Source organism: Kitasatospora aureofaciens (genome assembly GCF_001188955.3).
Taxonomy (GTDB): domain Bacteria; phylum Actinomycetota; class Actinomycetes; order Streptomycetales; family Streptomycetaceae; genus Kitasatospora; species Kitasatospora aureofaciens.
Genome location: NZ_JPRF03000040.1, coordinates 18300 through 32513, shown reverse-complemented (window position 1 = coordinate 32513; position 14214 = coordinate 18300). Strand labels below are relative to the sequence as shown.

The following is a 14214-nucleotide window of genomic DNA, read 5'->3' as shown; positions in this document are numbered from 1 at the left end:
ACGCGAAGCCCGAGAACCCGAGGCCCCGGGCCGGCGCGGCGCCCGCGTCAGCGCGCCAGCCGCGCCGCCGCCTCCGCCGTCACGGGCGCGAAGAAGTTGACGAGGTTGCCGTCGGGGTCGCGCACCAGCAGCGACCGGTTGCCCCAGGGCATCGTGGCGGGCCCCGCCACGACATCGGCGACGACGCCGGCATCGGCACCGGTCAGGTCCTGGTGAACCCGGTCGACGTCGTCGACCAGGAACTCGGTGATGACGCTGCGGTTGTCCGCCGCCACGGCGCAGCCCGGGGCGAACAGGGCCACGGTGCGGGTGGAGGCGATCGCCAGGGTCGCGCGGGCGGTCCTGAGCTCGGCGAAGTCCTCGGTGGCCCACACCGCCCGGGCTCCCGTCGCCCGCTCGTAGAAGTCGACGAGGCGGGCGACGTCGCCGGTGATGATGCGGATCGAGACGAAGTCCATGGGATCTCCCTGGCCGTTGGTGCTGAAACGTTGCGTTCCGCAGGCTAGGAGCAATACCGGACAGGATCGGTCCCCTATCTGCGGTAGATTTTCCGGGTGCCCCGACCCACCGCCCGTGTGCTGACCCTGCTGGAGCTGCTGCAGTCGGGGGGCACCCGAACGGTGGCCGAACTGGCCGAGCGCCTGGGCGTCCAGGGGCGCACCGTGCGCCGCTACGTGGACCACCTGATCGAGCTGGACGTGCCCGTGGAATCGGTGCGCGGCCGCTACGGCGGCTACCGCCTGGCCCCCGGCTACCGCCTGCCCCCGCTCATGCTCGGCGACGACGAGGCCCTGGCCGTGCTGCTGGGCCTGCTCGCCGCACGCCGTACCGCCCTCACGGCAGCCCAGCGCACCGCCAACGAGACGGCCGCCGCCAAGATCCGCCGGGTCCTGCCCCGGCACACCGCCCGCCGCCTCGACGCCCTCCAGGACACCGTCGCGCACACCGAAGCGCCCGACCCGTCCGAAGGCCCCGTCCCGCCCGGGCCGCCCGGCCTGCCCGGTGCGGGTGACTGCGGCACTCCCGACGCCGAGGTCCTGCTCACCGTCGCCGACGCGGTACGCCACCGCCGCCCCCTGGCCCTCGGCTACACCGACCGCGAGGGCCGCTCCAGCGAGCGCACCCTGCACGCCCACGGGATCGTCAACCACGCGGGCCGCTGGTACCTCACCGGCACCGACACCCGCCTCGACGAGGAACGCACCTTCCGGCTGGACCGCGTCACCGGCGCCAGGACCCTGCCCGGCACCTTCCGGGAACCCGCCGACCCCGTCGGCCCCGGCCCAGCCCAGCGCCTGCTCACCGGCTTCGCCACCGCCGACTACCGCCACCGGGTGACCCTGCGCATCCAGGCCACGCCCGAGCACATCCGCGCCCACCTGCCGGCCAGCGTCGCCGAGCTGACCGGACACGGGCCGAGCACGGTCGCGGACGGCGGGGCACCCGGGCAGCAGGACTGGCTGCGTGTCGAACTGCGGGCACAGCGCCTGGACTGGCTACCCCCGGTGCTGGCCGCACTCGACCGGCCCTTCGTCATCGAGCGCCCCGACGAACTGCGCGACCTCGTCAACGCCCTCGCCGACCGCCTCGCCCGCGGCGCCCGGGCGAGCGGCGCGTAGGGTCCCTACCGGAGCCCGCCGCACCTCAGCACACCGCGGGCGCACCGCCGCCAAAAAGCAGGAACGGGAACGGGAGAGGGAAGGACGGTTCATGCCGATCAGGGGCGTGCTCTTCGACGTCGACGACACCTTGTTCGATTACACCGGCTCGGAGCAGGCGGGCATCCTCGCCCACCTGCGCGACGTCGGCCTGCTGGAGCGCTTCCCCACCCCGCGGGCCGCCCTCACCCTGTGGCGCGACGTCATGGAGTACCAGTACGCCCGCTATCTCGCCCGCGAACTCACCCTGCGCGGCCAGCAGATCGAACGCACCCGCCAGTTCCTCGCCCACCTCGGCCACGGCGCCGAACACCTCAGCGACGAACAGGCCGCCGCCTGGTTCGCCGGCTACGCGGCCCACCGTGACGCCGCCTGGGCCGCCTTCCCCGACGCCGAGCCCGCCCTGCGCCAGCTCGCACCCCACTACCGGCTCGGCATCGTCTCCAACTCCGACACCGACCACCAGCGCCGCAAACTGGGCGCCATCGGCCTGCTCGACCACCTCGGTGACGTCCTCGTCTGCTCCGACCAGCACGGCGAAGCCAAGCCCGCCCCAGGGATCTTCCACGCCGGTTGCGCCGCCCTGGGCCTGCCCCCGCACGAGGTCGCCTACGTCGGCGACAAGTACACCGTCGACGCCGAAGGCGCCCGCAACGCCGGCCTCCACGCCTTCTGGCTCGACCGCGCCGCCACCGGCGCCCCCGCCGCCGACGGCATCCACGTACTCCACCTCCTCACCACTCTCCCCCACGCCCTCGCCACCCTCACGCCCGTCCCCTGACGCAGGCCCAGGACCCCGAAGACCCGCGCTCTTTCCCCCGCCCGCAAGCCGCCCGGCCCGCCTTCCCGCACCGGCCCCTCGGAGACCCCCGCCCTGCCGCCGCACCGCCGCCTACGCGCGGGAAGCCACCCGCCGCCCGCACCGCGGTTCCCCCGGCCAACCCGCCAACCGGCCAACCGGCCGCGCCGGGGCCTCGGTGGGGGCTAGGGTAAGGGCATGGTTGCCCCCTCCGCAGAAGAAGTAGCCATGCCCGCCCGGGAGTTCGTCAGCGCACCCGCCCTGCTCCTGCGCTCCCTGCTGCGCGAGCCGCACCGGCGCGCCATCACCACCGCCGACGGCGTCGAGATCACCGCCGGCGACCTCGCCGCCGCCACCTGCCGCCTCGCCCACGAGCTGCTGGCCCGGGGCGTGGGCCGCGGCGCGACGGTCACCCTGCTCACCGGCAACACCGCCGAGGCGCTCAGCGCCCGCTACGCGGCGGGGCTCGCGGGTGCGCGGGTGGTCAACCTGTACGACGGGATGAGCGCCCCGGTGCTGGCCGAGATCACCGCCAGCGTGGAGACCACCGTCCTTCTCGTGGACGCCGAACGCCACGCCGGCGCCGCCGAGTTGCTCCCGCTGATCGATGTCCCGACCGTCCTCACCCTCGGCCCCGGCCCGAGCGGGGGCGCCATCGGCGAGGACGTGATCGCCGCCTCCGCCCACCGGCCCGCCGAGGAGCCCGCCGTACGCATCGGCCCCGGCGACGACCTCGGCATCCGCCACACCGGTGGCACCACCGCGCTGCACCTGGTGGACGCGATCCCGCTGACGGCCGTCGGCAAGCCCGACAGGAAGCGCCTGCGCGAGGCGGTAGCGGCCCGCTGAACACGAAGGCACTCCAGTCCGCGCGACCCGGCCGGGGCAGGGGACAGCCAGGTCGCGGGGCAGGGACACGGCTCGGCCGGGCAGGGGCGGCTCGGTCAGGGCACCAGCACCAGCCGCCCCCGCAACCCGCTGCGCGCCAGCCGCTCGTGTGCCCGGCCGGAGCCGGGCCGGTGGTCCGCCGGCAGGCGTAGGCGCGGTTGCTGTTCGGGTCCCGGGCTTTCAGCGGCGGACGAAGGCGGCGATGTCCGCCAGCGGCGGGTCGTAGCCGTCGGTGGTGTCCACGCACAGGCGCGGTGCGCCCGGCGGGGACGGCGGGGTGAAGTCGTCCAGCAGGTTGCCCGCGCCGGGCGGGGCGGCGAGCAGCTCGCGGTCGGCGTGGGCGGCGCGGTGGCCCCCGGCGGCCAGGCGTTCGGCGATGCGGCGCCGGGCCAGGGTCGGATCCACCCGGCAGCACACCACCCGCACTTCGGTGCGGGCGGCCAGCGGCTCCAGGCGGGGGCGCCAGACGCGGTCCTGGTAGGCGGCCTCGGCGACCACGCTCACCCCGGCGCGCACCAGCACGCCCAGCACGTCGAAGAAGGCGTCGCGCACCGCCTCGTCGGGGGCGTCCACCCGGGTGCCGGCGTGCAGCAGGCCCTCCTTGACCTCGTCGCGGCACACCGCGGGGCAGCCGACGGCGCGGGCGAGCGCGTGCGCCAGTGTCGTCTTCCCACTGCCCGGGCCGCCGCTCACCACGATCAACACCGCTCGTCTCCCGTCAGACCCGGCTCTGTCCACCGCCCGTCGGGGTCTTTGTACCCGAAACCTGCCCCGCCCCGGACTCGTTGTTCCTGCGGACGGACGGATCGGCCCGCAGGCGGCGAGTCGCCGTACGGGCCCGGACACAGGGATGCTCATGACCGACACCGACACCGACGCGGGCACCGCGGCCCGCAGCGGCAGTCCGGACTCCGCAGTGGACCGGGTCGCCGACTTCTACGGCGCCTACGTCGACGCCGTCGCCGACGGCACCGACGACCTGTCGGACGAACTGCGCGGCCACTACCTCACCGAGGACCTGCGCCAGCGCCTGGCGGCCTGGGAGGAGGTCAACCACGCCGACGGTGTGCTGCGCGCTCAGGACGTGCCCACCGCCTGGGAGGTGGCCTACCAGGACGCGGGCGCCGGGCACCTGTTCACCACGGTCACCCTGACCTGGGGCACCGGCCCGGACGCCGGGACGACCCGGCTGGCGGTGCAGAGCGATCTCAGCACCAAGCTGATCTCGGACATCGAGGACGTCCCCGCGTAGCCGTCCTGCGCCGCCGCCCGGTGTGCCGCCGCCCTGCGCTGCGGCCCGGGCAGCGGTTCAGGCGTAGGAACAGGCGGCGGTCAGGCGCTGAGGCAGGGTGTCGTAGGGTCGGCAGTCGACCACCGGCAGGCGGTCGGCGCGGGCCTGGGCGGCGAGCCAGTGGGAGTAGCGGGCGCTGACGGCGGCGCGCTCGTTCTGCGCGCCGCTATCGGGTTCACGCCGGGCGTAGTTGGCGCTGATGCGGGCCGCCTCGCCCTCGTGGAGGAACACCGCGCGGAGGCGTCGGCCGTGTGCGGCGGCCTCGGCGGCGGCGCGGACGGCGGCCCGGGGACTGAGGTAGTCGCCCTCGACGATGGCGGGCACGTCGACGCTCAGGCGGTTGCGAACGACGCCGAGCAGGGCCTCGTCCAGGGCGTGGGCGGTGGCGATCTGCAGTTCCAGCACCCTTTCGGTGCCCAGGCGTTGGGCCGGGGTGGTGGTGAAGTGGTGCAGGCCGGGGTGGGTGGTGGGGGTGGTGGCGGCCTGCAGGGCGGCGACGACGTCGTCGAACTCCACCGTGAACGCGCCGCTCGCGGCGGCGAGGTGCTCGGCGGCGCGGCTCTTCCCGACGCCGGAGGCGCCGCCGATCAGCAGGACGTCCCAGGGGCGGCGGTCGGTGTGCATACGGTCACATTAACCGGGGGCGGTCATCCGTTCCGGGTCCGGGCGGGGTCCCAAGAGTGTGGGGGGCGCCCGTACGCGCGGCGGCCTCCCGGCCCGGCCCCCGGCGCCCCGCAGCCGGCCCAAGGCCCGGTCCCCGGCACCGCCGCCCGCCCAAGTCCGTGTATACGGGAGGGCGGCGGTGCATGGGAAAGACGGCCCGCCACCTGTCCGCTGCACGAGCGAGCGCGAGGCGGCGGGTGCCCCGGGCCCGCAGCTCGGCGGCGCCGGTCGGCCCGCACCGCCCGGCCCCTCCAACCCGAGGGGCTCGTCGCGACGGCCGGGGCGGCGCCGGGGCCGGAACCGGGCGGGTGTGCGTGCGTCAGGTTCTGCTCGGCCCGGCTCCTTCCAGGCGCCGGTGCCAGGCGGTGAGCAGCGTCTCGAGAGCGGCGGCCTCGCCGGGGTCCAGATGGGAGAGCAGGCGGTGCTCGTTGCGCATGTGGGCGGTGAACGCCTCGTCGAACAGGCGCAGCCCCGCGTCGGTGAGGGCGACCACGCGTGCGCGCCGGTCGTCCTCGGCGGTGCGGCGGGTGACCAGGCCGGCGTGCTCCAGGCGGTCGATCCGCTTGGTCATCGCGCCGGTGGTGACCATGGTGTGCGCGGCGAGCTCCCCGGGGGCCCGCTCGTAGGGGGTGCCGGCGCGGCGCAGCGCGGCGAGCACGTCGAACTCGCCTTCGCTCAGGCCGTAGCGCCGGTAGACGAGAGTGAGTTCGGCGGTGAGGCGGGCGGCGAGGCGGTGAAGGCGCCCGATCACGGCCTGGGGGGAGACGTCGAGGTCGGGTCGCTCGCGGTGCCACGCGGCCTGGATCAGCGCGACGTGGTCGCCGCCGTCGTCCGGGTGCTGCTGGTGCTGGGGCTCCATGGGCCCATCCTATCCCTGGTAGCTTCCAGGGAAGCTATATTGTCTTCCATGGAAGCAAATGTGCGGTGGGTGCTGCTGACCGCCCTCGCCCCGATCGCCTGGGGCGCGAACTACTGGGTCACCCACGCCTACCTGCCCGCCGACCGCCCACTGTGGGGCGCCGCCCTGCGCGCCCTGCCCGCCGGACTGCTGCTGCTCGCCCTCGCCCGCCGCCGCCCCCGCGGCGCCTGGTGGTGGCGCAGCGCCCTGCTCGGACTCCTCAACACCGCCGTGTTCTTCGTCCTGCTCTACCTCGCGTCCCAGCTGCTGCCCACCAGCACCGCCGCCACCGTCATGGCCGCCTCGCCGCTGGCCATGCTGCTCACCGCCTGGGCACTGGCCGGGCAGCACCCGCACCGCTCCCACCTGGCGGGGGCGGTGGTGGGCCTGGCCGGAGTGGCGCTCACCGTCCTGGGGACGGGCAGTGCGCTCGACCGGGCCGGGCTGGCGGCCTCGGCGGGCGCGATGCTGGTCTCCTCCGTCGGCTACGTGCTCGCCGCCCGCTGGCGCGAGGGCGCCGACCCACTGGCCGCCACCGCCTGGCAGCTGACCGCGGGCGGCTTGCTGCTGCTGCCACTGGCCGCCGGCGCCGAGGGAGCGCCGCCGCCGTTGCACGGCCCCACCCTGCTCGCCTTCGGCTACGTCACCCTGGCCGCCACCGCCCTCGCCTTCGCCTGCTGGTTCACCGGACTGCGGCACCTGCCGGCCGCCACCGTCGGCCTGCTCGGACTGCTCAACCCGCTGACCGGGGTGCTGCTGGGCACCGTGCTGGACGGCGACGAACTGGGGCCGCGCCAGGGGCTGGGACTGGCGCTGGTGGTGGTCGGGATCCTCCTCGGACGGCCCCGCCCCCGCACCGACACCCGCACCGACACCCGCACCGGAACACCCGCCACAGCCACGGGCGCGGGCTTGCCCGGAAAGCGCGTGCCGTGATCGGATGGGCACCGGCATCGCGTGCCGGTGGCGGACTGCGCCAGGCATGGAGGTGCACGACCGAAGGGACACGCCCGCACGTGGCCTCCCCCCGCACCGGCCGTACGGCCGCCCTCAGCCTCCAGCTCTCCCAGGCGCACAACGAACTGCGCCGCCGCCTGACAGGTGTCCGCTCCGCCCTGGGCCGCCACCAGGGCGCAGGCGGCGACTCCCTGACCGCCCACTGCCTCGCCTTCTGCACAGCTCTGACGACCCATCATCAAGGCGAGGACGACGGCTTGTTCGCGGACCTGCTGCGCGAGCGCCCCGACCTCGCACCCACCGTCGCCAAACTCGTCGAGGACCACGGCCTCATCGCCGCCCTCCTCACCCGCGTCCGTGACCTCGCCGAACAGGCCGTAGGGGAGGACGGGGCGGCCCTGGAGGCGATCGGACGCGAACTCGACGGACTGGCCGCCATCATGGAATCCCACTTCGGCTACGAGGAACGCGCCATCGGCGCCGCCCTGGACACCGCCCTGGACGTCTCGGGGCGCGACGAGGACGGCTGGATCCAGCCGGTGCTTCGCCTGCGCACGCCGCAAGGCCCGCAGGAGCCGTAAATCCCGTGGCCCCGCCGGGCCCGACCCCCCTACACTCGCCACGCGGCCGCACCCCGAGGTGCGGACGCCCAACGACCGTACCGGCACGCGAGAGCACACAGAGAGGGGGCGCAGCGGCCATGCCGAAGCACAGCGCCGCCGCCCCCTCTCCCGCGTCGCGGTACGAGGTGATCCTGGTGTCCCCGCCCCTCCGGTGCCCGCTGCGCGGCCGGCACCGGAGCAGCGCCGCCACCGCCTGACCGTCCGCCTCCCCGCGTTCCTTCGCGTTCCCTCGTGCGGCACGGTCCCTTCTCGACCGGATATCTGACGATCAGTCAGTCCAAGATGTGCCCGGCGGCACTGTGTCAATCGCGCGCCCACCCCGCAAGTACCGCCCTTCGAAAGGCAACCGGGCCATGCGCACCGACACCACCACCATCCGCACCACCACCGCCGCCGGCACCACTGCCGGTATCGCCGCCGTCCGCAACCTCGGCATCCTCGCCCACGTCGACGCCGGCAAGACCACCGTCACCGAACGGATCCTCTACCTCACCGGTGCCACGCACAAGCGCGGCGAAGTCCACACCGGTACCACCGTCACCGACTTCGACCCCCAGGAACGCGACCGCGGCATCACCATCTTCGCCGCCGCCGTCAGCTGCGCCTGGGCCGGGCACCGGATCAACCTCATCGACACCCCCGGCCACGTCGACTTCGCCGACGAGGTCGAACGCTGCCTGCGCGTCCTGGACGGCGCCGTCGCCGTGTTCGACGCCGTCGCCGGCGTCGAGCCGCAGAGCGAGTCGGTGTGGCGCCAGGCCGAACGCCACGGTGTGCCCCGCATCGCCTTCGTCAACAAGCTCGACCGCCCCGGAGCCGACCTGGATGCCGCCGTCGCCTCCATTCGCGAACGCCTGCACCCCCGCCCGCTCGCCGTCCACCTGCCCATCGGCGCCGAGGACGCCTTCACCGGCGTCGTCGACCTCGTCCACCATCGCGCCCTGATCTGGGACGACGAGGGCACCCTCGCCGAGGGCCCCGTCCCCGCAGACCTCGCCGACCACACCGCCGCCCGCCGCCAGGCCCTGGAAGAGGCGGTGGCCGAACTCGACCCCCGGGCCCTGGAGGAGTACTGCACCCACGGATCCCTCAGCCCTGCCACCCTCGCCGCCGCCCTGCGCGACCTCACCCGCAGCGGCGAGGCCGTGGTCGTTCTCGGCGGCTCCGCCTACCGCAACCGCGGCATCGAACCCCTCCTGGACGCCGCCGTCGCCTACCTGCCCTCACCCCTGGACACCCCGCCCGCACCGTCCGCGTCGCCCGCACCGTCCGCGCCGCCCGCACCGTCCGCGCCGCCCGCAGGCCGGGACGGGCAGTGCGGCGCCGACCCTCAACAGCCCCTGACCGCCCTGGCGTTCAAGGTGAGCGCCGCACCCACCGGGCGTCTCACCTACCTGCGTCTGTACTCCGGCACCCTGCGCAAGGGCGACACCGTCCTGGACGCGGCCACCGGCCGTCCGGAGCGCATCGCCCGCATCCTGCGCGTGATGGCCGGGCGCCACACCGAGATCGACCACGCCCTGGCCGGCGACATCGTCGCCGTCATCGGCCCCAAGACCGTCCGCGTCGGCGCCACCCTGTGCGACCCCGACCACCCCGTCCTCCTGGAGGCACCCGTGAGCGCCGAACCCGTCGTCACCGTCGCCGTCGAAGCCCGCCGCGCCGCCGACACCGACAAGCTCACCGCCGCCCTCGCCCGCCTCACCGAGGAGGACCCCTCCCTGCGCCTGGCCACCGACCCCGACACCGGCCAGCGCACCCTGTCCGGACTGGGCGAACTGCACCTGGAGGTCGCCGTGGAGAAGATACGCCGTGAAGCCGGCGTCGAAGCCGTCGTGGGAGCACCCCAGGTCGCCCTGCGCGAAGCCCTCGTCGAAGGCGTGAGCAACTTCACCTACCGGCACGCCAAACAGGACGGTGGCGCAGGCCAGTTCGCCCACCTCGTCCTCGACCTGGTGCCCGCCGTCGACGGCTTCACCTTCACCTCCGCCGTCACCGGCGCACAGGTGCCGCGCGAATACGTGCAGGCCGTCGAGGCCGGCTGCCGCGACGCCCTCACCGAGGGCCCGCTCGGCGGCCACCCCGTCACCGGCCTCACCGTCACCCTGACCGACGGCGCCACCCACCCCAAGGACTCCTCCGAACTCGCCTTCCGCACCGCCGCCCGCCTGGGCCTGCGGGAAGCACTGCGGGTATCCCGGCTGCACCTGCTGGAACCGCTCGCGCAGGTGACCGTCACCGTGCCCGAGGACGCCTTCGGAGCCGTCCTCGGGGACCTCGCCGCCCGCCGCGCCACCGTCCAGACCACCACCACCGGCCACACCGGCCACGGCGGAAACGGTGGCCACGGCGGCACGGCCCAGGTCGAAGCACTGGTGCCGCTGGCCGAACTCTTCGGCTACGCGAGTCGCCTGCGCAGCCGCACCCAGGGCCGCGGCACCTTCACCACCCGCCCAGCCGGCTACGCTCCGGCGCCGACACCGGTCGGCTGACCCGCGGGCCCGGCCCTGCCCCTTTCACCGGGGCAGAGCCGGGGGCCCGGCCGCTCGGCACATTCGCTGGCCAGGCCCCTCGCTGCACCGCGGGAGCCGGGGCCAGGGCCACGCACAGGCCCCACGACCAGCGAGTATGCCGTCAGGCTCCGCACCTAGCCGGAACCCGGACCGGGCGTGCGCCTCGGCGGATCCGGTGTAAGGAACAGACCACCGCGAGAAACGTCACGCCCGGGCACGTGGCGAACCACTGTGACGGGCCCGAAGCCACCCGCCTGGGTGCCGGCATCGGCGTCCTCCCCGCCTTCCTGACCGGGCGGGCCGGGCTGCGCCGCCTGCTGGCTGACGAGGTCGACATCCGCCTGCCGATCACCCTGGCCGTCCGGCGCGAGGCCGTCACCCACCCCGCCGTGCGCGCCGTCCGTGACACCCTGCACCGCGAAGTCGCCGAGCGCCGCGCCGAACTCCTCCCGGGGGCGGCGGGCCGCACTCCGGCGGGCCGAACGGGCACCGTGGAGCCGGCACCGCTGATCATGCACCGTACCCGACCCGTTCGAACTCCTCGAAGGATCAGGACATGAACAGATCTTCCCTCGACCGCCGTTCAATCCTGCGCTACGGCACCGGGGTCGTGGCCGCGGCCGGGCTCGCCGCGGTCGCCGAGGTCGGCCTGGCCGGGCCCGCGGCGGCCTACGGGTGGTCCGGCCCGCTCGGCCAGGGCTCCTCCGGTGCCGCCGTCGCCGAGCTGCAGATCCGCGTCGCGGGCTGGGCCGCCGACTCCGCCTCGCAGACCTACGTGGCGGTGGACGGCTCCTTCGGGCCCGGCACCGCCGCCGCCGTGCGCCGGTTCCAGGCCGCGTACGGGCTGAGCGCCGACGGCGTCGCCGGACCGCAGACCTTCGGCGTGCTCAACTCGCTGGAGAAGTCGGACGGTTCCACGGCCCACTTCGACTGGTCGGAGTTCACCAGCCACGACGGCTCGGGCTTCGGCGGCGGCAACGTCGGCTCCGGCGAGGTGCAGGAGAACGTGCGCCGCACCATGTACAAGCTGGAGGCGCTGCGGAAGAAGGCCGGCGGCCACGCGATCACCGTCAACTCCGGCTTCCGCAGCACCTCGTACAACGCCCAGGTCGGCGGGGCGTCGAACTCCATGCACACCGACGGGGTCGCCGCCGACATCGCCGTCTCCGGCCTGTCGACGCTCTCCGTCTACCGGATCGCCGAGACCTGCGGCTTCTCCGGCCTGGAGACCTACACCGTCTCGTGGCAGCACGTGGACAGCCGGGTCGAGCACGGCAACTACGGCTCGGGCTTCTGGTGGTGGCAGGACGGCGTCGCGTAACGGCGCCCGGCCCGGCCGGGGAGGTGGCGGGGCGCCGGGGGTGGCGCCGGGGCCTGCCCCGCCCGCCGGACCTCGGGTCCGGCGGGCGGCGGGGCCCTACACCGGGACCGTCACGAAGGTCTGCCCGGACTCGTTGACGACCGACACGGAGACCACGTCGTCCGGCGAGACGATCGCCGAACCGTCCAGCGTGGTCCCGGACTTGGCGCCGACAGCGGAGACCAGCCAGCTGCCCGCGTCCGCCGTCGCCCCGCCCCTGGCGTTGACCACCAGGTGGCAGCGCTGGCCGGCCGGGATTCCGGTGACCGCAGCGTTCACCCGCACCCAGCCCATGGCCGGGGTCATCGTCAGCGTCATGCGGGCACCGGTGGCCGGATCCGTCACGGAGCCGGTCCTGGTCCCGGCCGGCGGCGGGGTGACGGTCGCGGTCGGCGCTGCGGTCGGGGCTGGGCCGGCGGCCACCGGCGGTGCGGTGACCGTACCGCGGCCCACCGCGATCCCGAGGACCAGCGCCGCCGCCGCCGCGACGGCCGCGACCATGCCGATCCGGGTCCGGCGCCGGACCAGCGACGCTCCGCGTTCCGCCCGTGCCTGCCGCAGGGTGCGCTGCAGCAGCAGGTCACCGCCCGTGGGCGGGCCGTCCACCAGCAGCTCGGGCGGCACCTCGCCCAGGACGGTCTCCAGCTCCCGCAACTCGGCCACCTCCTGTCGGCAAGCGGGGCAGTCGGCCAGGTGCCCTTCGACCGCCGCCGACTCGTCCGGATCCAGCACACCCAGCACGTGGGCGCCGACGAGTTCGGCGATCCGCTCGGGCGGCACCGGGCCCGTACCCTCGGCGCCCGTGCCGTCCGCGCCCGTACCGTTCGTGTTCACGTCTTCCGTGCCCATGCCGCCCGTACCCGCGTCGTCCCTGGTCACACCGACACCTCCTGCCACGTCCCCGTCCTGTCGGTGTACGAGCGCCGGAGCGCCCGGAGCGCGTAGTGCGCGCGGGACTTGACCGTCCCGGCGGGTATGCCGAGTTGCTCCGCGGCCTCGGTGACCGACAGCCGCTGGAAGTAGATCGAGCGCAGCACGTCACGGTGTTCGGGCGAGAGGCGGTCCAGCGCCTGCGACATCACCAGCGTCTCCACCACGCCCTCGGCGTGGTCGCGTTCGACCGGCACGGTGGCCGTCGCCTCGGAGACCTCCGCCACCTCGGCCGGTCGTGCGGCCCGGGCCCGGAACCGGTCGGTGATCAGGTTGCGCTCCACGGTCAGCAGCCAGCCGCGCACCGATCCCCGGGCCTCGGTCAGCGCCTCGGGATTGCGCCAGGCCCGGATCAGCGTCTCCTGCACGGCGTCCTCGGCCGCCGCGCGGTCACCGGTGAGCCGGACGGCGTAGGCGAGCAGTGCCCCGCCGTGCTGCTCGTAGAGCGTTCGGATCAGTGCCTCGTCGGCGGCGTCCTGCGGCCCGCCCGGTCGTGTCCTCGCCATCCGCCATTCCTCCGTCGTCGGGTACCACGTCCAGCACGTGCGCGGCGGCCGTCCGGTTCAACCGGATTCCCGACAGGTGCGGTTCTCGTTCAGGCAGGCCACCACGGAGGCCATCTGCCGGTCGGTCATCAGGCCGATGTACACGGCGTGGTCGGTGAGCGGGCTGTGCCGCTGCTCGGGGAAGGCGTCCAGGGCGAAGGCCCGGGGCGGGGGAGGGCGGTAGCCGACGGTCACCCGCAGGTGCGGGATCGCGAAGGTGCTGTGCGGGCAGAGGCCGCCGGCGGACGGGAACCGCACGTGGGAGCGGTGGCCCGGGCTGTCCGTGCCGCGCCCGTCCCAGCAGCTGGGGAAGTCCAGGGTGCGGGTGAGCAGGCTGCCGGCGGGGCAGAGCGGGTAGCGGTCGGTGGTCGTGCGGTCGGCGAATCCCGTACAGCCCCAGCGGGCGCCGGCCTCGACGCCGCCGTCGGTGGCGGCGGTCGGGTCGCCTTCCAGGAGCCGGAGGAAGCGCGGCATCGGCACGACCTTCGACCACGGATTGCCGAGATACTCGATGGAGACCCGCTCGGGAGCGAGGATCTCGCCGGGGGCGTCGTGCGGGTCGTCGGAGGCCGCCACGGCGGTGCTCGGCGCCGGGGCAACGCGGTCGGTACGGCGCAGCACCGGCCAGTAGAACGTCGAGCGGTCGCCGTCGGTGCAGGTGGTCGGGGCCGCGGCGAGGCTGTCGTCGGTGGAGTCCGCGTCCGTGGAGAGGTTGCCGACGTAGTCGTGCACGTGGTGGGCGCCGCCCACCGTCCCGGGGGAGACCACCACGTTGTCCGCGTTGCGGTGGCCCTCCTGGTTGCGTCCGCAGTTCTGCGCGTACGAGCCGCCGGAGGCGTCCGGGCCGACGGCCGACGGCGCGGGCGCGGTGGCCGCCACCGCGGTGATGTCGACGAACGCGGACGCCTGTTCCGGCCCGCCTGGCCGGAACCGGAGCGCCAACAGCGACAGCCCCAGGACGAGGCAGAGCAGGACGCCGACCGGGAGGGCGACGCCCCCCGACCAGTGGTGATCGCGGTTCCGGTGCACCGCGACAGTCTGGGCGACGGGTCCCCGCACGGGCAAGGCGGCGCCGGCCGCCTCGCCGCC

Annotated in this window: 16 protein-coding genes; 9 read left to right on the top strand and 7 right to left on the bottom strand. The window is 74.8% G+C overall.

Features of this window, described 5'->3' with window-relative positions; genetic code table 11:
• Window positions 1–47: 47 nt before the first annotated feature.
• A complete protein-coding gene (locus tag HS99_RS25550; protein WP_030284817.1) occupies window positions 48–458 on the bottom strand; it encodes a VOC family protein in 411 nt (136 codons plus the stop codon).
• A gap of 96 nt (window positions 459–554) precedes the next feature.
• Between HS99_RS25550 and HS99_RS25545 the strand changes: the two genes are divergently transcribed.
• The 3 genes from HS99_RS25545 (at window position 555) to HS99_RS25535 (ending at window position 3306) form a co-directional block, all read left to right on the top strand.
• The gene (locus HS99_RS25545; protein ID WP_030552885.1) at window positions 555–1619 is read left to right on the top strand and encodes a helix-turn-helix transcriptional regulator; all 1065 of its coding nucleotides are present in this window, start codon (window positions 555–557) and stop codon (window positions 1617–1619) included.
• A gap of 91 nt (window positions 1620–1710) precedes the next feature.
• Window positions 1711–2439: an HAD family hydrolase gene (locus HS99_RS25540; protein ID WP_030552883.1), complete on the top strand. Its 729-nt coding sequence runs from the start codon at window positions 1711–1713 to the stop codon at window positions 2437–2439.
• Between the two features lie 216 nt (window positions 2440–2655).
• Window positions 2656–3306, top strand: coding sequence for an AMP-binding protein (locus HS99_RS25535; protein WP_079151535.1), 651 nt, complete (start codon window positions 2656–2658; stop codon window positions 3304–3306).
• A gap of 219 nt (window positions 3307–3525) precedes the next feature.
• Here the strand turns inward: HS99_RS25535 and HS99_RS25530 are convergent, their stop codons facing one another.
• Window positions 3526–4050: a P-loop nucleotide/nucleoside kinase family protein gene (locus HS99_RS25530; protein ID WP_030552879.1), complete on the bottom strand. Its 525-nt coding sequence runs from the start codon at window positions 4048–4050 to the stop codon at window positions 3526–3528.
• A 151-nt stretch (window positions 4051–4201) separates the two neighbouring features.
• Here HS99_RS25530 and HS99_RS25525 point away from each other — a divergent pair, with 151 nt between their 5' ends.
• Window positions 4202–4597, top strand: a complete 396-nt coding sequence (locus HS99_RS25525; RefSeq protein ID WP_043480725.1) for a hypothetical protein — start codon at window positions 4202–4204, stop codon at window positions 4595–4597.
• A gap of 57 nt (window positions 4598–4654) precedes the next feature.
• Here HS99_RS25525 and HS99_RS25520 read toward each other — a convergent pair whose 3' ends face one another.
• A complete protein-coding gene (locus HS99_RS25520; protein ID WP_043480693.1) occupies window positions 4655–5260 on the bottom strand; it encodes an AAA family ATPase in 606 nt (201 codons plus the stop codon).
• Between the two features lie 358 nt (window positions 5261–5618).
• Entirely contained in the window at window positions 5619–6158 is a 540-nt protein-coding gene (locus tag HS99_RS25515) for a MarR family winged helix-turn-helix transcriptional regulator (RefSeq protein WP_030552876.1), read from the bottom strand.
• A gap of 48 nt (window positions 6159–6206) precedes the next feature.
• Here HS99_RS25515 and HS99_RS25510 point away from each other — a divergent pair, with 48 nt between their 5' ends.
• The 5 genes from HS99_RS25510 (at window position 6207) to HS99_RS25490 (ending at window position 11611) form a co-directional block, all read left to right on the top strand.
• Window positions 6207–7133, top strand: coding sequence for a DMT family transporter (locus HS99_RS25510; RefSeq protein ID WP_030552874.1), 927 nt, complete (start codon window positions 6207–6209; stop codon window positions 7131–7133).
• An 80-nt stretch (window positions 7134–7213) separates the two neighbouring features.
• The gene (locus HS99_RS25505) at window positions 7214–7735 is read left to right on the top strand and encodes a hemerythrin domain-containing protein (RefSeq protein WP_063737923.1); all 522 of its coding nucleotides are present in this window, start codon (window positions 7214–7216) and stop codon (window positions 7733–7735) included.
• A 395-nt stretch (window positions 7736–8130) separates the two neighbouring features.
• A complete protein-coding gene (gene fusA, locus HS99_RS25500; RefSeq protein WP_046385739.1) occupies window positions 8131–10269 on the top strand; it encodes an elongation factor G in 2139 nt (712 codons plus the stop codon).
• A 239-nt stretch (window positions 10270–10508) separates the two neighbouring features.
• Window positions 10509–10850, top strand: coding sequence for a type 2 periplasmic-binding domain-containing protein (locus tag HS99_RS25495; RefSeq protein WP_030290523.1), 342 nt, complete (start codon window positions 10509–10511; stop codon window positions 10848–10850).
• The gene (locus HS99_RS25490; protein ID WP_030290524.1) at window positions 10847–11611 is read left to right on the top strand and encodes a D-Ala-D-Ala carboxypeptidase family metallohydrolase; all 765 of its coding nucleotides are present in this window, start codon (window positions 10847–10849) and stop codon (window positions 11609–11611) included. Before HS99_RS25495 ends, HS99_RS25490 begins: the two co-directional genes overlap by 4 nt.
• Before the next feature lie 96 nt (window positions 11612–11707).
• Here the strand turns inward: HS99_RS25490 and HS99_RS25485 are convergent, their stop codons facing one another.
• Genes HS99_RS25485 through HS99_RS25475 form a run of 3 tightly spaced genes read right to left on the bottom strand, consistent with a single transcriptional unit; the run spans window position 11708 to window position 14154 of the window.
• Window positions 11708–12529 (bottom strand): anti-sigma factor family protein, encoded by an 822-nt coding sequence (locus HS99_RS25485; protein WP_232543083.1) that lies wholly within the window; start codon window positions 12527–12529, stop codon window positions 11708–11710.
• A complete protein-coding gene (locus HS99_RS25480; protein ID WP_030290526.1) occupies window positions 12526–13086 on the bottom strand; it encodes a sigma-70 family RNA polymerase sigma factor in 561 nt (186 codons plus the stop codon). Before HS99_RS25480 ends, HS99_RS25485 begins: the two co-directional genes overlap by 4 nt.
• A 57-nt stretch (window positions 13087–13143) precedes the next feature.
• Window positions 13144–14154: a DUF1996 domain-containing protein gene (locus HS99_RS25475; RefSeq protein WP_046385741.1), complete on the bottom strand. Its 1011-nt coding sequence runs from the start codon at window positions 14152–14154 to the stop codon at window positions 13144–13146.
• Window positions 14155–14214 lie beyond the last annotated feature (60 nt).

Coding starts and splice junctions, on each gene's coding strand:
- HS99_RS25550 (WP_030284817.1), bottom strand. CDS start 458: ATGGACTTCGTCTCGATCCGCATCATCACCGGCGACGTCGCCCGCCTC.
- HS99_RS25540 (WP_030552883.1), top strand. CDS start 1,711: ATGCCGATCAGGGGCGTGCTCTTCGACGTCGACGACACCTTGTTCGAT.
- HS99_RS25535 (WP_079151535.1), top strand. CDS start 2,656: ATGGTTGCCCCCTCCGCAGAAGAAGTAGCCATGCCCGCCCGGGAGTTC.
- HS99_RS25525 (WP_043480725.1), top strand. CDS start 4,202: ATGACCGACACCGACACCGACGCGGGCACCGCGGCCCGCAGCGGCAGT.
- HS99_RS25520 (WP_043480693.1), bottom strand. CDS start 5,260: ATGCACACCGACCGCCGCCCCTGGGACGTCCTGCTGATCGGCGGCGCC.
- HS99_RS25515 (WP_030552876.1), bottom strand. CDS start 6,158: ATGGAGCCCCAGCACCAGCAGCACCCGGACGACGGCGGCGACCACGTC.
- HS99_RS25510 (WP_030552874.1), top strand. CDS start 6,207: ATGGAAGCAAATGTGCGGTGGGTGCTGCTGACCGCCCTCGCCCCGATC.
- fusA (WP_046385739.1), top strand. CDS start 8,131: ATGCGCACCGACACCACCACCATCCGCACCACCACCGCCGCCGGCACC.
- HS99_RS25490 (WP_030290524.1), top strand. CDS start 10,847: ATGAACAGATCTTCCCTCGACCGCCGTTCAATCCTGCGCTACGGCACC.
- HS99_RS25480 (WP_030290526.1), bottom strand. CDS start 13,086: ATGGCGAGGACACGACCGGGCGGGCCGCAGGACGCCGCCGACGAGGCA.